This window comes from Nocardia sp. NPDC047654 (assembly GCF_043205035.1).
Classification (GTDB): Bacteria; Actinomycetota; Actinomycetes; order Mycobacteriales; family Mycobacteriaceae; genus Nocardia.
The window spans coordinates 163118-180406 of the sequence record NZ_JBIDDF010000016.1 but is presented as its reverse complement, the minus strand read 5'-3'; the positions used below and the strand labels follow the sequence as shown (position 1 = coordinate 180406).

Genomic DNA, 17289 nt, shown 5'->3' with positions numbered 1-17289 from the left:
ATCCTTCAGTTGCTCACCCGTGCCGGGTTCTCCGGCGCCGACGCGCTGCATGTCTACCGTGCGGTGTTCGGCTTCCTGTACGGGCACGTTCTCAACGAGCTGCAGGAGATCGTGGAGCGTCCCGAGGAGACCGACGACGTACTGCGACTCGGGCTGTACCGCCTCCCGCTGGCGGAGTTCCCCCTGCTGCGCGAACTCGCGCCCGTCCTGGCCGCCTACGACGGCGAAGCCGAACTCGAACGCGGCATCGACATCCTGCTCGCCGGGTTGAGCGTCACACTGCTCCAGCCCGGGCGGAAGTGTGTTGTCAACGACGTACATCTACGTTGTAGACCCGAGTCGGTATAAACCGTAGACTGGTGACAACCGGTTCGCGCATCCGCTGTCGGCCGATCGAACGAGTCCGTCGCCGCGCAACCGGAAGACGGGAACCTTCGATGACCATCAAGAACAGAATCGCGCACCAGGTTCGGTCGGGCCGCTCGCATCTACGGACGCTGCTGGCCAAGACCGACGAAGACAGCCGTCGCAGGACGGACGCCGGAGGCAGACGTCCCGGCGGCACCATCGCACTGGCCGGGCGCAAGCTGAAGCAGGCGTTCACCCACTGACTCCGAACTCGACCGTCCGGAGATGTCTGCTCGTCGCGGCGAAGTGCTCCAGAGACGAGGTACTGACGAATGGCAATCACGCAGGTCGCGGCTTACGCGCATCTGAGCGAGACGGATATCGAAGCGATGGGGCGGGAGTTCGATGCGATTCGCCGGGACATCCTCGAACGACGCGGAGCCCGGGACGCCGCCTATATCCGCCGGACGATCGCGTTCCAGCGAATCCTGGACGCCGCGTCCCGGCTGGTGATCGCCGGTACTCGAACGAAAGGCGGCTGGCTGCTGGGGACGACGGCGCTGGCGGTGGCGAAGAGCATCGAGAACATGGAGATCGGCCACAATGTATGCCACGGCCAATGGGATTGGATGAACGACCCGGAAATTCATTCCACGACCTGGGAATGGGATATGGCCGGTGTGTCGTCTCAATGGCGCTACGCGCACAACTATCGCCATCACGTGTACACCAATGTGCTCGGCATGGACGACGATATCGGCTTCGGCGTGATGCGGGTGACCCGCGATCAACGATGGCAGCCGCGACTGCTGTTGCAACCGTTGCAGAACCTGTTCCTGGCGGTGACGTTCGAATGGGGCATCGCTTTGCACGACCTGGCCTCCGAGCGTGCCCGCGCGCCCGGGCCGGCGGAGGAGGCCGACCAGGGCAGAGCACTGATCCGGAAGATCGCGCGGCAGGCGGGCAAGGACTACGTGCTGTTTCCGGCGCTGAGCGGGCGGCGCTGGCGACGCACGCTCACTGCGAACACCGCCGCCAACCTTCTGCGCAATCTCTGGGCATATGTGGTGATCTTCTGTGGTCATTTCCCGGACGGCGCGGAGAAATTCACCGCGGCCGTGGTGGAGCACGAGACGAAGGCCGAGTGGTATCTGCGGCAGATGCTCGGCAGCGCGAACTTCGAGGCCGGACCAGTCCTGGCGTTCATGAGCGGGAATCTGTGCCACCAGATCGAGCACCACCTGTTTCCGGACCTGCCCAGCAACCGGTACGCCGAGATCGCCGTGCGGGTGCGCGCGATATGCGACAAATACGATCTGCCCTACACCACCGGGCCGCTGATCCGGCAGTACCTGCTCACCCTGCGCACCATCCACAAGCTGGCCCTCCCGGACAGCTTGCTGACCGCGACCTCCGACGACGCCCCCGAGACCGCCTCGGAACGCAAGTTCGACGCCCGCGCGGCGGCCGGAGCCGGCGCGACTCCCCGGCGCGGCCTGCGCACCGCGCTCCTGCTCACGGGCCGACTGCGCTCGTGAAGCGCCCGAGGTCCGCCGTCTGAGGACGCCGTGGTCGGAGCGTTCAGATCTCGATGTGCGCGCCCATGATGACGGTGCGTTCGCGCGGTAGGCCGAACTGCTCGGCGGCGTCGGCGGTGATGTAGGAGGTGGCGATGAACAGCCGCTTGCGCCACGCGGCCATCGTCGGTTCGGCACCGGCGCGCAGCTCGATCTTCGACAGGAAGTAGGACGCCCGGTCCAGCTGCAAGGGCCCCTCGGTGACGGCGGGGTCGAGCAGCGCCAGCGCGCCGGGCACGTCCTGGGCCTCCATGTAGCCGAAGCGGGCGCGGACGTGGATGATCCCGTCCTCGGTGTAGCCCAGGGAGTCGACGCTGATCCGCTGATCGGCCGGAACGCGGGGTACGGGCTCGGTCTCGATCGACATGATCACGACGTGCGCGTGGCGTACGTGATTGTGTTCGGCGTTGGCCCGCATGGCCAGCGGCGCGGTTCGCTTGCCGCGGTTGAGGAAGACGGCCGTGCCGGGGACCTGGCGTATCGACGGGTCGTCGCCCGCGTGCAGGTGATCGATGAATTCGCGCAGCGACCCTTCCCGCCGTTCGCGTTCGGCGCTGACGATCTCGCGTCCGCGCTGCCAGGTGGTCATGACGGTGAACGCGGTCAGCGCGATCAGCAGCGGCAGCCACGCACCGTGCACCAGCTTGGTCAGATTCGCCGCGACGAACAGCAGGTCCACCGACACCAACGGGACGGCGCCCACGGCGAGCAGCCACAGCGGGATGTTCCATCTGATGCGGGCGATGTAGAAGAACAGCAGAGTCGTGATGGTGATCGTGCCGGTCACCGCCATACCGAACGCGTAGGCCAGCGCCGCCGAACTGCGGAAGGCGAACACGAGGGTGAGCACCGAGACCATCAGCAGCCAGTTGATCCACGGGACGTAGATCTGGCCGACGGTGGCCTCGGAGGTGTGCGCGATCCGCAGCCGGGGCAGGTAGCCGAGCCGGGCGGCTTGGGAGGCCACCGAGTACGCGCCGGTGATCACCGCCTGCGAGGCGATCACCGTCGCCGCGGTGGCCAGCAGCACCAGCGGCAGCCGGCCCCATGCGGGCATGAGCAGGAAGAACGGGCTGCTGACGTGGCGGGAATCGCCGAGGATCAACGCGCCCTGGCCGAAATAGCTGAGAATGCACGCCGGGAACACCAGGATCAGCCAGGCCCGGGTGATCGAGCGGCGACCGAAGTGACCCATGTCGGCGAACAGCGCCTCGGCTCCGGTCACCGCGAGGACGATCGCGGCCAAGGCGAAGAAGGCGGTGCCGAAATGACCGAACAGGAAACCCAGCGCGTAGGTCGGTGACAGGGCCCGCAGGATCTGCGGGTGAGCGGCGATGCCCGCCACCCCGCACGCGCCGATGGTCAGAAACCACACGATCATCACCGGTCCGAACACCCGGCCCACCGCGGAGGTGCCCCGGCGCTGCACCAGGAACAGAGTCACGATGATCACCGCGGTGATCGGCACGACGAACTCCCGCAGCGACGGCTCGACGACCTCGATTCCCTCGACGGCGGACAGCACCGAGATCGCCGGAGTGATCATGCTGTCGCCGAAGAACAGCGAAGCGCCGAAGATGCCCAGCGCCGCCAGCACCGCGGTCCGGCGCCGCCCGTGTTGCGAGCCCCACCGGCGCAGCAGCGTGATCAGCGCCATGATGCCGCCCTCGCCGTCGTTGTCGGCGCGCAGGGCCAGCAGGATGTAGGTGACGGTGACGATGATGGTCACCGACCAGAAGATCAGCGAGACCACGCCGTACACGTTGTCCGTGGTGACGGGCACCGGATGCGGGTCGCGCGGGTTGAACACGGTCTGGATGGTGTAGATCGGGCTGGTCCCGATGTCGCCGAATACCACGCCCAGTGCGGCGATCACCACGCTCAGCCGCGCGGTGTCGTGCGTGTTCGGCCCGGCGGACGCGGGGGATCGTGGCTCGTCGGATGTGGTCGTGTACTGCTGATCGGTCACGGGGATCCTCCTCGCGCGGGTTCCTCGGCCGCTTCCGGCGCTCGGCTCAATACGACACGCGCGTCATGCGGATCTCGGAGATCGACATGCCCCGACGGCGGCGGAACAATCCGCGCAGGGTTCCGGCGTTGAGATAGCCCACCTTGGCGGCCACCGCGTCCACCGTGAGCGCTGTGGTGCGCAGCAGGTGCACGGCCCGTTCGAGGCGGATGTCGTGCACGAACTCCGTGGGGGACATGCCGAGTTCGGCGTGCGTGGCCCGTTGCAGGCTGCGTTCGGTGACACCGATGGCGCGGGCGGCGTGGGCGATCCGGAAATGCTCGCCGAGATGTTCGCGAACCCAGCGTTCGAAGGCGGCGGTGACGGAATCGCCCCTGGCGATGACCTCGGGAACGATGAACTCGCGTTGCGGTCGTCCCGCGCCGACCGCGAGATAGCGCATCGCGCGCTCGGCCAGCGCCGGGCTCCTGGAGGCGATCAGCGACAGCGCCAGGTCCATGTGCGACAGCGCCGCGCCCGCGGTGGTGACGCCATGGCCGCGGCACAGCGTCCGGCCCTCGTCCAGTTCGACGCGCGGATAACGGCGCCGGAAGCTGGGGCCGAGCCACCAGCTCGTGGTCGCGGCGGAACCGTCCAGCACGCCCGCCTCGGCCAGGAAGAACGTTCCGGTGCAGGCGGCGGCCAGATGAGCTCCCCGATCCCGTGCGGCGACGAGCCGGTCGAGCACGGGACGGCTGGCCGGTGCGGAGATGAGCTCGATCAGCGCCGCGGCCTCCAGCACGTTCACCGCGGGCACGATCATCAGCTCGAATTCGTCGCCGAGTTCGTCGAGCGGGATCGTCGGCACGGTGTTGCCGTTGCCCGACCGCACCGTGGCGCCGAACGACGCGCTGCGGATCCGCCACGGCTGCGGCGGGTCGGTGAGTTCGGTGCGCACGGCGTTGGCGGTGTTGAAGGTTTCCAGTAAGGCGGCGTATCCGAAATCGGCTACGCCGTCCACCACGAAGACGACGACGTCCATGTCGGAAACGGTACCGAAGATGTCGTTCACGACACTCCGTTCCGCGCAAGTTCTGTCCTACTGTCATCGCGAGACGGCTCGCCGCCCGCGGAGTCGTTCGAGCCCGCAGTACCTCGACGCTTGGGAGTTCGCGTGACCATGATCGAAACCACCGGGACGCACCACATCCGGTTGACAGTGACCGATATCGAGCGCTCCCGCGCTTTCTACCGAGATGTGCTCGGCTTCCCGATCGCCGCCGAATCGCCTGGCAGCCCGGACGATCCGGCGGTGCGCGCCGACCCGATGCGCCTGTTCGGCGGGGTGGTGTTCCAGGCCAACGGGATGTTGCTCGGCCTGCGCCCGGTGGCCGCCGCGACGGATCGATTCGATTCCGAGCGTGTGGGATTGGACCACCTCAGCTTCGCCGTCCCCGCGCGGGACGATCTGGTGGCCGCGGCCGCGCGCCTGTCCGAGGCGGGCATCGAACACGGCGAGATCAAGGAAATGGCCGATTTCGGCATCGCGATCCTCTCGTTCTCCGATCCCGACGGCATACATCTCGAACTCACTGCGCCACTGTGAGTTTGCCTGCGCCCAGCGCGGGCATGCCCGATCCGGAATGAACGCTGTCCTGAAGAAGGCTTCGACGACCGGCCGCGGCACCGGTGTGGTCGTGCCGAGGAGGTAGCCGATGCTGGTCCAGCGTGCGCGACCACGAAAGCTGTCCGAGAACTCGGCATTGCCGAGCCCGAGCGCTCTGCTGTGCGCGCTGGGCGGTCAGCACGTGCAGGGCCCGGTGAGCCGGTGGGCGCGCGAGCTGACCGAACTACACCGGCAGCGCCGTGAGCAAGCGCGAGACCTGGCCGAGCTGGAGCGGCGCCGTGCCGAGTTGGTCGACCGGATCGACACGTGGGCGACGTTGCAGCTGCCGTCCGCCGCGCCGGGTGTGCGGCTGCACGACGTCAGCCTGGGCGTGATGATCGACCGGATGGCCGCCGTGGCGGAAGAGGCGTTCCATCTGCTGATGAACGACGATCCGGGTGGCGAGCGCATGCACGCGGCATGGACCCGGCTGGCGGAATTGGAGATCGCCTACACCGATCTGGTGCGTGCGGTCGGTGACGGACGTCGTCGGCTTCCGCCGAAACGGGTAGGGCCGTTGCCGGCCCCGGGAACCGAATGATCCGGGCGGGAGTAATCGAGCACCGGACCCGAGGAGGCGGAGTCTGCCACCCTGGGGGAAAGTGCAGGTCATCCGCATTGTCGACCGTGGTGGGGAGCCGGCGCGGGCCGTTGTGACCTGTCGCCGCGGGCGAAGACGCACGCGTTGTGCCGTGGCCGATCGAAGCGAGTGGACGAGAGGGCGTAGGCTGAGCGCTCCGACGGACGGCGCGACTTTCTGGGAGCGGTGCATGAGCAAGGGTGAGGGGACTCCTCCCGCTACTACGCGGACCGGCACGATCAGCGTGCGGGTGCCCGCGGTCTCCGAACAGCTGGCGATGCTGCGTGCCTTGGCCGAGACCGTCATGCTCATGGCCGATTTCGGCATCGACGAGGTGACCGATATCCGGCTGGCCCTCGACGAGGTGGCCAGCGCGCTGGTGCTGGACGCGGTGGACGGGGCGGAGCTCGAGTGCGGGTTCGGCTTCGAGGACGACGCGGTGGAGGTGCGTGTGTCCACCGTCACGGTGTCGGACACCAGCCCGGACGAGTCCGGGTTCGGCTGGCACATCGTCGCGACGCTGACGGATTCGGTCTCGGCCACCCGAGGCGCACACGACTCCGCCGCGGGCGGCTACCCGACTGTCGTCGACTTCCGTTGGGTCCGCGGCGGCTCGAATAATGCGTAGCGAGTCGAATCAGGCCGGTGCCAAGCGCAAATCGCGCGGAGACAGCTACGACAATATCGAGCCGCTCTTCGCCGAACTGGCCGCGCTTGCCCCGGACGATCCGCGCCGGGAGGCCGTGCGCGCCGAGCTGATCGAGCGCTGCCTGCCGCTGGCCGAACACATCGCGCGCAAGTTCAGCGGGCGCGGCGAGAGCTTCGAGGACCTGCTGCAGATCGCACGGGTGGGCATGCTCGCCGCCGTCGACCGCTTCGATCCGGGCCACGGCGCGACCTTCCTGTCGTTCGCGGTGCCGACGATCATGGGCGAAGTGCGCAGGCATTTCCGCGACTACGCCTGGTCGGTGCGAGTGCCGCGCCGGCTCAAGGAGATCCAGTCCACCATCGGTCCCACGGTGGAGATCCTGTCGCAGCGGCTGGGCCGGATGCCACGGGCGCGGGAGATCGCCGAGGAACTGGGCGCCGATCTGAACGAGGTGACCCAGGCGCTCATCGCCCGCAACGCCTACCAGACCTCCTCGATCGATGCCGCCTCCGACACCGACGATTCGGAATCCGGCGGCCCCTCGCTGCTGGACTCGCTCGGCGCCGAGGACCCGGACTTCGGCACCGTGGAGAACTATCTGGCGGTGAAGCCGCTGCTGGCCGCGTTGCCGGAGCGCGAGAAGCAGGTGCTGGTCATGCGCTTCTTCGACTCGATGTCCCAGGAGCAGATCGCCCAGCGGATCGGCTGTTCGCAGATGCAGGTCTCGCGGATTCTGTCGAAGACGTTGAAATCGCTGCGCGAGCAGGCTCTGCGGGACTGACGCACGCGCGCGGCGTTCACTCGCCGGTCAGCTCGTCGTGGTACTCGCGCATCGCCCGGACTACGGCGACCAGGACGCGGTGCGCGCCGGCCAGGTCCGCGTCGGGCAGTTCGGCCATCGCGGCGCGGGTCTGCCGCCCGAGCGGGGTGAAGAAGCCGCGGGCCACGTCCATGCCGTTCTCGTCGTAGTGCAGGATGACCCGTCTGCGGTCGGTCGGGTCGGCGGCGCGGCGCAGGTGACCGGAGTCGATCATGCGCTCGACCAGGTAGGTCACCGCTGATGAGGAGATCCCCATCAATTTGCCGAGCCCGCCCGCGGTGAGCGGCGCGCCCTCGATCTCGGCGGTCGCCACGTGCATGAGCGCGCGAAAGTCGTTGGCGCGCAGTTGGTGTGTTCGCGCGAAGACCTGGCCGATCTGCTCGGAGATCGCGGTGAGAGCGCGGATGTCGGCAGCGATGCCGGCTTCCAATCCATCACGGTCCGGCCGGTCCGCGTTCGGCTCAGGGGTCAACGGCGCATCCTTTTCCACACGGGGGTCAGCGTAGTTCAGTCGGTGTCTCGATTGCTTAATATTTCAGTTTCTGAGAGAGTTGCGGGGTGAGCGCTTGGGATCGCTATGCGTCGGTGGTGACCGCCCGGACCTCGTGGGTGCTGCTGGTGGTGCTCGCCGCCGCCTCGGTAGGCCTGATCGGTGCGGTGGGTGAGAACGAGTCCGCCGGGCAGGCCCCGACCGCGCTACCGTCCTCGGCGGAAGCGGCGCACGTCGAACAGGCGCTGGAGGAGTTCCCGGACGCCGGGACGGCCGCCGCCATCGTCGTCGTCACCCGTGCCGACGACGGCGAACTGACCGACGACGACCGCAACGCCACCGCCGCGGCGGTTTCCCGCGCGTCGGGACGCCCGCCCGGTCCGGGCGACCTACTCGCCGCGCCGGACCGGAAGGCGGCGATCGGGCAGGTTCCGGTGAACGCCGACCTGAACGGATTCGCGCTGACCGACCGCATCGACGAGATCCGTTCCGCCGCGCGGGACGGCTTGCCCGACGGGCTCGTTCTCCAGGTCACCGGTGGTCCGGCCTTCGGCGCCGACATCGCCGACTCGTTCTCCGGCGCCAACGTCACGCTGCTGGCGGTGACCGCGGTGGTCGTCGCGGTGCTGCTGATCGCGACGTATCGCTCACCCGTGCTGTGGCTGGTGCCGCTCGCGGTGGTCGGTGCGGCCGACCGGGTGGCCACCGGCGCGGGAACCGCGCTGGCGCGCCTGACCGACCTGACCTTCGACGGCTCGACCTCCGGTGTGACGAGCGTGCTGGTGTTCGGCGCCGGCACCAACTACGCGCTGTTGCTGGTATCGCGCTATCGCGACGAACTGCACCACGAATCCGACCACCGCGCGGCGCTGCGGCAGGCGGTGCGGCGCGCCGGGCCCGCGGTCCTGGCCAGCAACGTGACGGTGGTCGCCGCGCTGCTCGTGCTGCTGCTCGCCTCGGTGCCGAGCACACGCAGTCTCGGTGTGATGGCCGCGCTCGGATTGCTGGTGGCGGTGGTGTTCGTCCTGCTCGCGCTGCCCGCCGTGCTCGCGTTGTGCGGGCGCAAGGTGTTCTGGCCCTTCGTGCCGCAGGCAGACGACCGCGACACGGCGGAGGAAGGCGTCTGGCACGCGATCGCCGCGCGGGTGGTGCGCAGGCCCGCGCTGGTCGCGGGCAGTGCGATCGTGGTGCTCGCGGTCTGCGCGACCGGATTGCTGTCGACGCAGGTGGGACTCTCGCAGACCGAGCAGTTCCGGGTCCGCGCGGAGTCGGTGGAGGGATTCGACGCCCTCGCGCGGCATTTCCCCTCCGGGGCTTCCGATCCCGCGATCGTCCTCGCTCGCAGCGAGGCGGCGGCGGGGATCGATGAGGCGTTGCGCCGCACCGATGGCGTGGTGCTGACCTCGCAGACGGGGACCTCGCCGACCGGACTGACCCGGTGGTCGGTGGTGATCGACGCGCCTCCGTCTTCCGCGCGCGCCTTCGACACGATCGAGGCGCTGCGCGCGTCGGTCGCGCGGGTGCCCGGAGCCGACGCGCTGGTCGGCGGCACCGACGCCCAGGCGCTGGACGTGCAGACCGCCGCGAGCCGGGACCGCGAGGTGGTCATCCCGCTCATCCTCGTCGTCGTGCTCGTGGTGCTGCTCGCGCTGCTGCACGCGGTGCCCGCCGCGCTGCTGCTGGTCGCGGTCACCGTGCTGAGCGCGCTGGCCGCGCTCGGGCTGGGCAGCTGGATGAGCGAGCACGTGTTCGGATTCCCGGCGCTGGATATCAGCGTGCCGCTGTTCGCGTTCCTGTTCCTGGTCGCCCTCGGCGTCGACTACACGATCTTCCTGGTCACCAGGGCGCGCGAGGAGACGCCGCGGCACGGCACCACGAGCGGCATGGTGCGGGCGGTGTCGGTGACCGGCGCGGTGATCACCAGTGCGGGCATCGTGCTGGCCGCGGTGTTCTGCGTGCTCGGCGTCCTCCCGCTGATCACGCTCACCCAGGTCGGCATCGTGGTGGGCCTCGGCATCCTGCTCGACACCTTCGTCGTGCGCACGGTGGTGATCCCGGCGCTGTTCGCCCTGATCGGGCGCAAGCTCTGGTGGCCGAGCGAACTGCGGCTCGTCGAGGAGGACGGCGCGACCTCCGGCGCTGCTCAGCGGGCCGCTGACCAGCCGAAGTCGCTGAACAAGTAGCCGCAGCGGGCGCGCCAGGGTGGCGTCGAGCAGGTCCCCGGATCGAGGTGAACTCGTCAGGCGGCCGCCTCGCCCGGGGTGGAGCGCGGGAGGCGGCCGAAGAAAAGCGGATGACCGCATGTGCGGTCATCCGCTCGGGGAGGCGTACCTCCGCCTTCGCACCTGCCATGCGCCGCGCTGCGGACGGACTACATCCGCGGCGCTGTTCAGCAGCGGTCAGTGCTTGAAGGCGTCCTTGACCTTTTCGCCGGCGTCCTTCAGGTCGGACTTGACCTTGTCGGTGCGGCCTTCGTCGCGCTTCCCCCGGTCGCCCGTCGCCTCGCCGACCTTCTCTTTGGCCTGACCAGCGACTTTATCGGCTTTGTTCTTCGCCTTGTCGACTGTGCTCATGTCACAACCTCCTTGTGAAGAGACCGGCCGACCATCTTCAACCGGTCTTTTGCGCAGTAGCCCGATAGAGCACGGCCAAACATCCGGAATTCCTCGCGAAGCAGAAGACCCGGTCGAAACCGGGTCTTCGCGAAAACGTGCGCAGTGGAAATCGGCGAGTCCGCGCGGTGCGTTGCGGTGCCGGAGCCGCCGGAAAAGCGAATTTACGAGGCCGGAACCGTAGGCGGCGTGAGAAGCCCTTGAAGCACACCGACACCCGCGCCGACAGCCGCGCCGACGGCGATGGCCGGGGACGCGACGAACCCGTACCCGATGGCGGCGCCGAAGGCCATGACGGCTACCGTCCCGGTCGGGAACATCGGCAGGCCCGCGATGGCGCCGCAGACGGCGCCGATGACCGCGCCGATCGAGGCGACCGGCGAAGCCACCATGCTGCCCACCGAGGCGCCCATGGCGGTGGAACCGATGAGATCGGCGGCCATGCGATCGGAGCGCGACGGCTCGAAGCCTGCCGAATCCAGGGTTTGCGCGATGCTCGCTTCCGGGCCCGCGATCGCGTCGTTGAACATCTTGCCCTGCTCGGGAGTCAGGAAGTCCGGCCGGCCGATCACCACCGAACCGACGCGCAGTGTCCCGGGAGGCGCCTCGATCGGCGCGACCGCGGGAGCCGGAGCGGCGGGGTTGGGCAGGTGCAGCCGCTGCGGTTCGATGGGTGCGAGCACGTTGGGATCCGGCATCGGCCGGTTGACGCTCAGGTCGTTGCGGCCTGCCGAAACCGGAGGCGCGGGTGGAACAGCCTCGGCGGGAAGGGTTCCGGGGTCCGCGGGATCCGCCGCCGGGGTGACGACGCCGACGGCGGGCGCCGGAGCGAACGGGAGCTGGACGGAGATCTCCGGCAGCAGTGGATCAGCGGTGGCGGTCGCCGCGCCGACCACGGACAACGGGATGGCGCCCGCGACGACCAGAGTGGCGGCGCGGCGTAAGAAGGGGTGTGCTGGAGTTTCGGGTACTGCTATGCCCATGGACTTACCCACCTCATTCTGAAGAGGACATATACCTACCTTTCTAGTTCGATTCAGAAAGCCCTACGGATGCGCGAAATTCGGATTTCTTTTCCGATAGCGGGGAACCGCTGCACGTGCCAATCGAATCCGTGCGGCGGGTATCGAATATCGGTGGCTCGTACGGCAACCGATGACGTTCGCGATTGCGGCCCAATTGCTGACGGAGTTCAGGAAAACCGGCGGGGAAACGGGTTTCCGTCCCGCTGCACGGCTTCCGGTCCGCATCGCGGCCGAGCAGAGTGCCCCGGGTCGACCACCACTGATCGCCGGGCCGTGACGCGTGCTGTCCCATAATCTGTCGGAATGGCAACTCCGAGTGTGTGGACCGTAACGACCACTACCCCCACCGAAGACGCTGCCCAATCCATCGCTCGCGCCGCGGTAACGGAGAAGCTGGCGGCGGGTGCGTTCATCACCGGCCCGATCAAGTCGGTGTTCTGGCACCTCGGCGAATCCGGTGAAGGCCAGGAGTGGCGCGTCGAGCTGCGAACCTCCGACACCACCCGGGACAAGCTCGCCGCCAGGATCAAGGAACTGCACCCTTGGGACAACCCGGAGCTGACCGGCCAGCCCATCGCATGGTGCCCCGATGAGTACGCGGAGTGGGTGGACCGCTCTGCAAACGCGCCGGAGTAGGAACCCGCGCGGCGACGGCCCGCTCTCACAGCTGGCCGCTCGCGGCTTGACCAGAGGTCATCCGACGCCCCGGGGCCGATCACCCCGGGGCGCACCGCGTCAGGAGGCTGCGGCGAATCCGGCGCGCAGGTCGGCGAGGATGTCGTCGATTCCCTCGATGCCGACGGCGAGGCGGACCAGGCCCGGCGTGACGCCCGCGTTCAGCTGCTCTTCCGGCGTCAGCTGTGAGTGGGTGGTGGAGGCGGGGTGGATCACCAGCGAGCGCACGTCACCGATGTTGGCGACGTGACTGTGCAGCCGCAGTGCCTCGACGAATCGCTTGCCCGCGTCCACGCCGCCGGCGAGTTCGAAGCCGATCACCGCGCCGGTGCCCTTGGGTGCGAGGGCGCGGCCGCGCTCGTACCACGGGGAGGACGGCAGGCCCGCGTAGGACACCGAGGTGACTTCCGAACGGCCGGTGAGGAATTCGGCCACCGCCTGGGCGTTCTGCACGTGCCGTTCGATCCGCAGGCTCAGTGTCTCCAAGCCCTGGCTGATCAGGAACGCGTTGAACGGCGAGACCGCCGCGCCGAGGTCGCGCAGCAGTTGCACGCGCGCCTTGAGGGCGTAGGCGGGCGCGCCGAGCTCGGCGTACACGACACCGTGGTAGCTCGGGTCGGGTTCGGTGAAGCCGGGGAACCGGCCACCGGTCCAGTCGAACTTGCCGCCGTCCACGATCACGCCCGCGATGGCCGCGCCGTGTCCGCCGAGGTACTTGGTGGCCGAGTGCACGACGATGTCGGCGCCGTGGGCCAGCGGCTGGATCAGGTACGGCGTGGCGACGGTGTTGTCCACGATCAGCGGGACGCCGTTGTCGTGGGCGACGCCCGCGATGCCCGGGATGTCGAGGATGTGATTTTGCGGGTTGGAGATCGTTTCGCCGTAGAGCGCCTTGGTGTTCGGGCGAATGGCGGCCTTCCACTGCTCGAGGTCGTCGGGATCGTCGACGAAGGAGACTTCGATGCCGAGCTTGGGCAGCGAGTAGTGGAAGAGGTTGTAGGTGCCGCCGTAGAGCCGGGGACTGGAGACGATGTGGTCGCCCGCTCCGGCGATGTTGAGGATCGCGAAGGTCTCCGCGGCCTGCCCGGAGGCCAGCAGCAGTGCGGCGACGCCGCCTTCCAGTGCGGCGATGCGCTGCTCCACCGCGTCCTGGGTGGGGTTCATGATCCGGGTGTAGATGTTGCCGGGCTCGGCCAGACCGAACAGCGCCGCCGCGTGCGCGGTGTCGCGGAAGGTGTAGGAGGTGGTCTGGTAGATCGGCAGCGCGCGGGCGTTGGTCGTGCCGTCCGGAATCTGTCCGACGTGGATCTGCTTCGTCTCGAAGCTCCAGTTCTGGGACAGGTCGGGTTCGGTCATCGGGGAGGTCCTCCTTCTGGTGGGTGATCGATCGGGGTGGGGCGGCGGCTAATCGGTGATCAGGGTGGTGTCGACCGGGGTGCGCCCGGTGGTGAGATCCAGTACGGGGCAGTGCGCGTCGACGGCCTGCCGGAGTTCGGCATAGCGCTGCTCGGTGTCGGGTCCACTGATGCGAACGGTCACCCGCACCGCTTGGAAACCGGCGCGGACGTTGTCATCCAAGCCGAAGAATCCGCGTACGTCGAGATCGCCTTCGGCGCTCACCGACAAATCATCGATCGTGATGCCGAGGCGCTGCGCCCAGAACCGATAGGTCACCACTTGGCACGAGATGAGCGCCGCCAGATACACCTCGACCGGATTGGGCGCGGTGTCCGCGCCGCCGAGCGCGGGCGGTTCGTCCACGCGCACGGTGTACTTGCCGAGGGTGATCGCACTGCCCACCGTCCCCTCCGTGGTTCCGGAGGCACGGAACACCACCAGCGCGTTCGCCGCGTCGTCCGCGACGGCCCTGGCCGTCGCGTCGGCGATGTCGTTGAGCGGGGTGCTCACATCAGTTGTCATGTCCAGTGACGCTAGGAACCGCGGCGGGCGACGGCGAGAGTTACATTCGGACTGAATGCAACGATGGCGTTTCCCGCGACGCGGTCAGTCCGCGGTCTCGCTCTCCGGCTCCGGCTCCGGCGGCGCGGTTGCCGCGTCGATCTGCTCGCCGACGTACCGCAGGACGACCGCGGCCATCGCGACCACGGGGACGGCCAGGAACGCGCCGACGATCCCGTACAGCGAGCCGCCCGCGGTGACCGCCAGCAGCACGATGACCGCGTGCAGCTGCATGCTGCGGCTTTGCAGCACCGGTTGCAGCACGTTGCCTTCCAGCTGCTGCACGGCGATGACGATGCCGAGCACGATCAGCGCGGTCACGAATCCGTTGCCCACCAACGCGACCAGCACCGCCAGCGCACCCGCGACGAACGCGCCGACCATCGGGACGAATCCGCCGAGGAAGGTGATCACCGCGAGGACCAGTGCCAGCGGCACTCCGAGGATGACCAGCCCGGCGCCGATACACACCGCGTCGACCAGGCTGACCAGCGCCTGCGTGCGGATGAACCCGCCGAGCACCACCCAGATCCGGCCGAGCACCTCCTCCAGGTGCTTGCCACCGCGGCTGCCGGAGACGCCGTGCAACCAGGGCAGGAAACGCGGTCCGTCCTTGACGAAGAAGAACACCAGCACCAGCACCAGGAACAGGGTGACCAGCACCGACGTCGCGGTGGTCACGCCGCTGAACACACCGCTCGCGATCTGAGCCGAACTCGACTGCAGCCGGGAGACGATCGCGTCCACCGCCGAATCCAGTTGCTCGTCCCGGATTCTCAGTGGCGGGCCTTGCAGCCAGTCACGCACCTGCTCGACGCCCGCGCTCGACTTGTCGGCCAGTTCCGGCGCCTGATCCACGACCGACGGCACGATCAGCGCGATGATGCCGGCCAGCACCCCGATGAAACCGAGCACCGCGATCGAGGCGGCCGCCGCGGGTGGCAGGCCCCGTGCGGTGAGCCAGCGCACGGGCGGCCACAGCACGGTGGCGACGACGATCGCCAGCGCCACCGGCAGGATCACCACCCACAGCCGGGCGACCAGGAATCCGAGCACCCACGCGCCCGCCGCGATGGCGACGATGCACAGCGCCCACTTGGCCAGCCACACCAGGCCCGCACCGATGACGTCGCCGCGATCCCGCGGTGCGGGCTTGTCCGGTCCGTGGCTTTTGCTACGTTCGCTCACCGGCCCAGTCTGGCACGTGCGGACCCGATCGATCAGGGCTCGCGGCGGCCCGCCCGCGCCACACGGCTCAGGAACGCGCTGTTTGACCCGGCAGCCCGGGGTCATCACCTGAGCAGGTCATCGGAAGGGTGGTTGCCGTGCGGTGTGTGGTGTTCGGTGCGACCGGCTACATCGGCGGCCGCCTGGTGCCGGAGCTGCTGCGCGCCGGGCACACGGTACGGGTGCTGGCTCGCACACCGGGCAAGCTCGCCGACGCGCCCTGGCGTGATCGGGTCGAGGTGGTGGCCGGTGACGCGACCTCCGCCGCCGACGTGCGCGCCGCACTGGACAGCCAGGACGTGCTGTACTACCTGATCCACTCGCTGACCCGGGCCGACTTCGCCACCGTGGACCGGGAGGCCGCCACGCTGGTCGCGGCCGAGGCGGCGGACGCCGGGCTGACCAGGATCGTCTACCTGGGCGGCATCGTCCCGGAGGCGCAGCGGTTGTCGCGGCACCTGGCCTCCCGCGCCGAGGTCGGCGAGATCCTGCGGGCGGGCTCGGTGCCAGCCTTGGTGCTGCGGGCCGCGGTGATCATCGGTTCCGGCTCGGCCAGTTTCGAGATGCTGCGCTACCTGACCGAGCGTCTGCCGATGATGGTCACCCCGCGCTGGGTGCGCAACCGGATCCAGCCGATCGCGGTGCGCGACGTGCTGTACTACCTGACCGAGGCGGCAGCGCTGCCCGAAGGCGCCGGCGGCGCGTTCGACATCGGCGGTCCGGACGTGCTGACCTATATGGAGATGATGCGCGGCTACGCCGAAGTGGCTCAGCTGCCGCGACGGCTGATCGTGCCGGTGCCGGTGCTGACGCCGTGGTTGTCCGCGCAGTGGGTGAATCTGGTGACCCCGGTGCCCCGCGCGATCGCCGTGCCGTTGATGGAATCGCTGATCAACGACGTGGTCTGTCACGACCACGCTATCGCCGACCTCATCCCCGACCCGCCGGAAGGGCCGACCGGCTATCGGCGGGCGGTGACGCTGGCGTTGCAGAAGATTCGCGATCTGGACGTGCCGACCAGGTGGTCGGACGCCCGTTCGCCGGGCGCACCGTCGGATCCACTGCCCACCGACCCGGAGTGGTCGGGCGGTTCGCTCTACCGGGATGTGCGCGAACGGCACACCGACGCCGACCCGGCGACGCTGTGGCGGGTGATCGAGGCGATCGGGGGCGAACACGGCTGGTATTCGTTCCCGCTGGCCTGGTCGCTGCGCGGATGGATAGACCGGCTGGCCGGCGGCGTCGGTCTGGGCCGTGGCCGCCGCGACCCGCACCGGTTGCACGAGGGGGAGGCGCTGGATTGGTGGCGGGTGGAGCGGCTGGAGCGACCACGGATGCTGCGTTTGCGCGCCGAGATGCGGGTGCCGGGCCGCGCATGGCTCGAGCTCACGGTTGAACCGGACGGCCCGGGCGCCACCTATCACCAGTGCGCGTTGTTCGAACCGCACGGGTTGGCCGGGCACCTGTACTGGAAATCCATCGCGCCGTTCCACGCGGTCATCTTCGGCGGGATGGCGCGCAACATCACCGGCGCCGCGGAATCGTCCCGGACGTGATGACCCGCTAACCGGGAGCGGGGGAGTCCTCGATCGCCAGCGCCGCGGCGATCACCGGCCAGGAGTGTGCAGGTCGCTGCCAGTAACCCCAGGAGTGCGTTGGCCTTGCAGGTCGCTGGTGCGGAGGCACCCGCTGTAGGAGCCCCACGATGCGGTA

At 68.8% G+C, this 17289-nt stretch carries 18 protein-coding genes; 10 read left to right on the top strand and 8 right to left on the bottom strand.

Going from position 1 to position 17289, the window contains the following annotated elements; genetic code table 11:
- The 3 genes from ACGF7Y_RS30215 to ACGF7Y_RS30205 form a co-directional block, all read left to right on the top strand.
- Window positions 1–348, top strand: a 348-nt coding sequence (locus ACGF7Y_RS30215; RefSeq protein WP_393239693.1) for a TetR/AcrR family transcriptional regulator C-terminal domain-containing protein, incomplete at its 5' end; no start/stop codon positions are given.
- 89 nt (window positions 349–437) lie between these two features.
- On the top strand, window positions 438–611 hold the full coding sequence (locus tag ACGF7Y_RS30210) for a hypothetical protein (protein ID WP_393239690.1): 174 nt from the start codon (window positions 438–440) through the stop codon (window positions 609–611).
- A gap of 69 nt (window positions 612–680) precedes the next feature.
- Window positions 681–1886 (top strand): fatty acid desaturase family protein, encoded by a 1206-nt coding sequence (locus tag ACGF7Y_RS30205; protein WP_393239688.1) that lies wholly within the window; start codon window positions 681–683, stop codon window positions 1884–1886.
- A 43-nt stretch (window positions 1887–1929) separates the two neighbouring features.
- On the opposite strand, the gene ACGF7Y_RS30200 is transcribed toward ACGF7Y_RS30205, so the two are convergent.
- Together ACGF7Y_RS30200 and ACGF7Y_RS30195 are read right to left on the bottom strand one after the other, a co-directional pair.
- Complete coding sequence (locus ACGF7Y_RS30200) at window positions 1930–3810, bottom strand: potassium transporter Kup (RefSeq protein WP_393239719.1); 1881 nt, start codon at window positions 3808–3810, stop codon at window positions 1930–1932.
- A gap of 130 nt (window positions 3811–3940) precedes the next feature.
- Window positions 3941–4945 (bottom strand): GlxA family transcriptional regulator, encoded by a 1005-nt coding sequence (locus ACGF7Y_RS30195; RefSeq protein WP_393239685.1) that lies wholly within the window; start codon window positions 4943–4945, stop codon window positions 3941–3943.
- Window positions 4946–5053: 108 nt separating this feature from the next.
- On the opposite strand from ACGF7Y_RS30195, the gene ACGF7Y_RS30190 reads away from it, so the two are divergent.
- The 4 genes from ACGF7Y_RS30190 (at window position 5054) to ACGF7Y_RS30175 (ending at window position 7549) form a co-directional block, all read left to right on the top strand.
- Complete coding sequence (locus tag ACGF7Y_RS30190; protein WP_393239716.1) at window positions 5054–5479, top strand: VOC family protein; 426 nt, start codon at window positions 5054–5056, stop codon at window positions 5477–5479.
- Window positions 5480–5588: 109 nt separating this feature from the next.
- Window positions 5589–6080, top strand: coding sequence for a DUF4254 domain-containing protein (locus ACGF7Y_RS30185; RefSeq protein ID WP_393239683.1), 492 nt, complete (start codon window positions 5589–5591; stop codon window positions 6078–6080).
- A gap of 229 nt (window positions 6081–6309) precedes the next feature.
- On the top strand, window positions 6310–6747 hold the full coding sequence (locus ACGF7Y_RS30180) for an anti-sigma factor (protein ID WP_062969679.1): 438 nt from the start codon (window positions 6310–6312) through the stop codon (window positions 6745–6747).
- Window positions 6740–7549, top strand: coding sequence for an RNA polymerase sigma factor SigF (locus ACGF7Y_RS30175; protein ID WP_393239680.1), 810 nt, complete (start codon window positions 6740–6742; stop codon window positions 7547–7549). Before ACGF7Y_RS30180 ends, ACGF7Y_RS30175 begins: the two co-directional genes overlap by 8 nt.
- 16 nt (window positions 7550–7565) lie before the next feature.
- Here the strand turns inward: ACGF7Y_RS30175 and ACGF7Y_RS30170 are convergent, their stop codons facing one another.
- Window positions 7566–8060, bottom strand: coding sequence for a MarR family winged helix-turn-helix transcriptional regulator (locus tag ACGF7Y_RS30170; protein WP_393239678.1), 495 nt, complete (start codon window positions 8058–8060; stop codon window positions 7566–7568).
- An 86-nt stretch (window positions 8061–8146) separates the two neighbouring features.
- Between ACGF7Y_RS30170 and ACGF7Y_RS30165 the strand changes: the two genes are divergently transcribed.
- A complete protein-coding gene (locus ACGF7Y_RS30165) occupies window positions 8147–10261 on the top strand; it encodes an MMPL family transporter (RefSeq protein WP_393239675.1) in 2115 nt (704 codons plus the stop codon).
- A gap of 216 nt (window positions 10262–10477) precedes the next feature.
- On the opposite strand, the gene ACGF7Y_RS30160 is transcribed toward ACGF7Y_RS30165, so the two are convergent.
- Window positions 10478–10651, bottom strand: a complete 174-nt coding sequence (locus ACGF7Y_RS30160; protein ID WP_040865702.1) for a CsbD family protein — start codon at window positions 10649–10651, stop codon at window positions 10478–10480.
- A gap of 203 nt (window positions 10652–10854) precedes the next feature.
- Window positions 10855–11673: a hypothetical protein gene (locus tag ACGF7Y_RS30155; protein ID WP_393239672.1), complete on the bottom strand. Its 819-nt coding sequence runs from the start codon at window positions 11671–11673 to the stop codon at window positions 10855–10857.
- A gap of 345 nt (window positions 11674–12018) precedes the next feature.
- Between ACGF7Y_RS30155 and cutA the strand changes: the two genes are divergently transcribed.
- The gene (gene cutA / locus ACGF7Y_RS30150; RefSeq protein ID WP_393239669.1) at window positions 12019–12351 is read left to right on the top strand and encodes a divalent-cation tolerance protein CutA; all 333 of its coding nucleotides are present in this window, start codon (window positions 12019–12021) and stop codon (window positions 12349–12351) included.
- A gap of 99 nt (window positions 12352–12450) precedes the next feature.
- Here cutA and ACGF7Y_RS30145 read toward each other — a convergent pair whose 3' ends face one another.
- The 3 genes from ACGF7Y_RS30145 to ACGF7Y_RS30135 form a co-directional block, all read right to left on the bottom strand.
- On the bottom strand, window positions 12451–13746 hold the full coding sequence (locus ACGF7Y_RS30145) for a bifunctional o-acetylhomoserine/o-acetylserine sulfhydrylase (RefSeq protein WP_393239666.1): 1296 nt from the start codon (window positions 13744–13746) through the stop codon (window positions 12451–12453).
- Between the two features lie 48 nt (window positions 13747–13794).
- Window positions 13795–14310 (bottom strand): OsmC family protein, encoded by a 516-nt coding sequence (locus tag ACGF7Y_RS30140; protein WP_393239663.1) that lies wholly within the window; start codon window positions 14308–14310, stop codon window positions 13795–13797.
- Window positions 14311–14394: 84 nt separating this feature from the next.
- Complete coding sequence (locus ACGF7Y_RS30135) at window positions 14395–15537, bottom strand: AI-2E family transporter (protein WP_393239660.1); 1143 nt, start codon at window positions 15535–15537, stop codon at window positions 14395–14397.
- Window positions 15538–15665: 128 nt separating this feature from the next.
- Here ACGF7Y_RS30135 and ACGF7Y_RS30130 point away from each other — a divergent pair, with 128 nt between their 5' ends.
- Window positions 15666–17132 (top strand): SDR family oxidoreductase, encoded by a 1467-nt coding sequence (locus tag ACGF7Y_RS30130; protein WP_393239657.1) that lies wholly within the window; start codon window positions 15666–15668, stop codon window positions 17130–17132.
- Window positions 17133–17289: the final 157 nt, after the last annotated feature.

Excerpts from the sequence above, each read along its gene's own strand:
- ACGF7Y_RS30210 (WP_393239690.1), top strand. The coding sequence starts at position 438 with ATGACCATCAAGAACAGAATCGCGCACCAGGTTCGGTCGGGCCGCTCG.
- ACGF7Y_RS30205 (WP_393239688.1), top strand. The coding sequence starts at position 681 with ATGGCAATCACGCAGGTCGCGGCTTACGCGCATCTGAGCGAGACGGAT.
- ACGF7Y_RS30190 (WP_393239716.1), top strand. The coding sequence starts at position 5,054 with ATGATCGAAACCACCGGGACGCACCACATCCGGTTGACAGTGACCGAT.
- ACGF7Y_RS30185 (WP_393239683.1), top strand. The coding sequence starts at position 5,589 with ATGCTGGTCCAGCGTGCGCGACCACGAAAGCTGTCCGAGAACTCGGCA.
- ACGF7Y_RS30180 (WP_062969679.1), top strand. The coding sequence starts at position 6,310 with ATGAGCAAGGGTGAGGGGACTCCTCCCGCTACTACGCGGACCGGCACG.
- ACGF7Y_RS30175 (WP_393239680.1), top strand. The coding sequence starts at position 6,740 with ATGCGTAGCGAGTCGAATCAGGCCGGTGCCAAGCGCAAATCGCGCGGA.
- ACGF7Y_RS30160 (WP_040865702.1), bottom strand. The coding sequence starts at position 10,651 with ATGAGCACAGTCGACAAGGCGAAGAACAAAGCCGATAAAGTCGCTGGT.
- ACGF7Y_RS30155 (WP_393239672.1), bottom strand. The coding sequence starts at position 11,673 with ATGGGCATAGCAGTACCCGAAACTCCAGCACACCCCTTCTTACGCCGC.
- cutA (WP_393239669.1), top strand. The coding sequence starts at position 12,019 with ATGGCAACTCCGAGTGTGTGGACCGTAACGACCACTACCCCCACCGAA.
- ACGF7Y_RS30145 (WP_393239666.1), bottom strand. The coding sequence starts at position 13,746 with ATGACCGAACCCGACCTGTCCCAGAACTGGAGCTTCGAGACGAAGCAG.
- ACGF7Y_RS30140 (WP_393239663.1), bottom strand. The coding sequence starts at position 14,310 with ATGACAACTGATGTGAGCACCCCGCTCAACGACATCGCCGACGCGACG.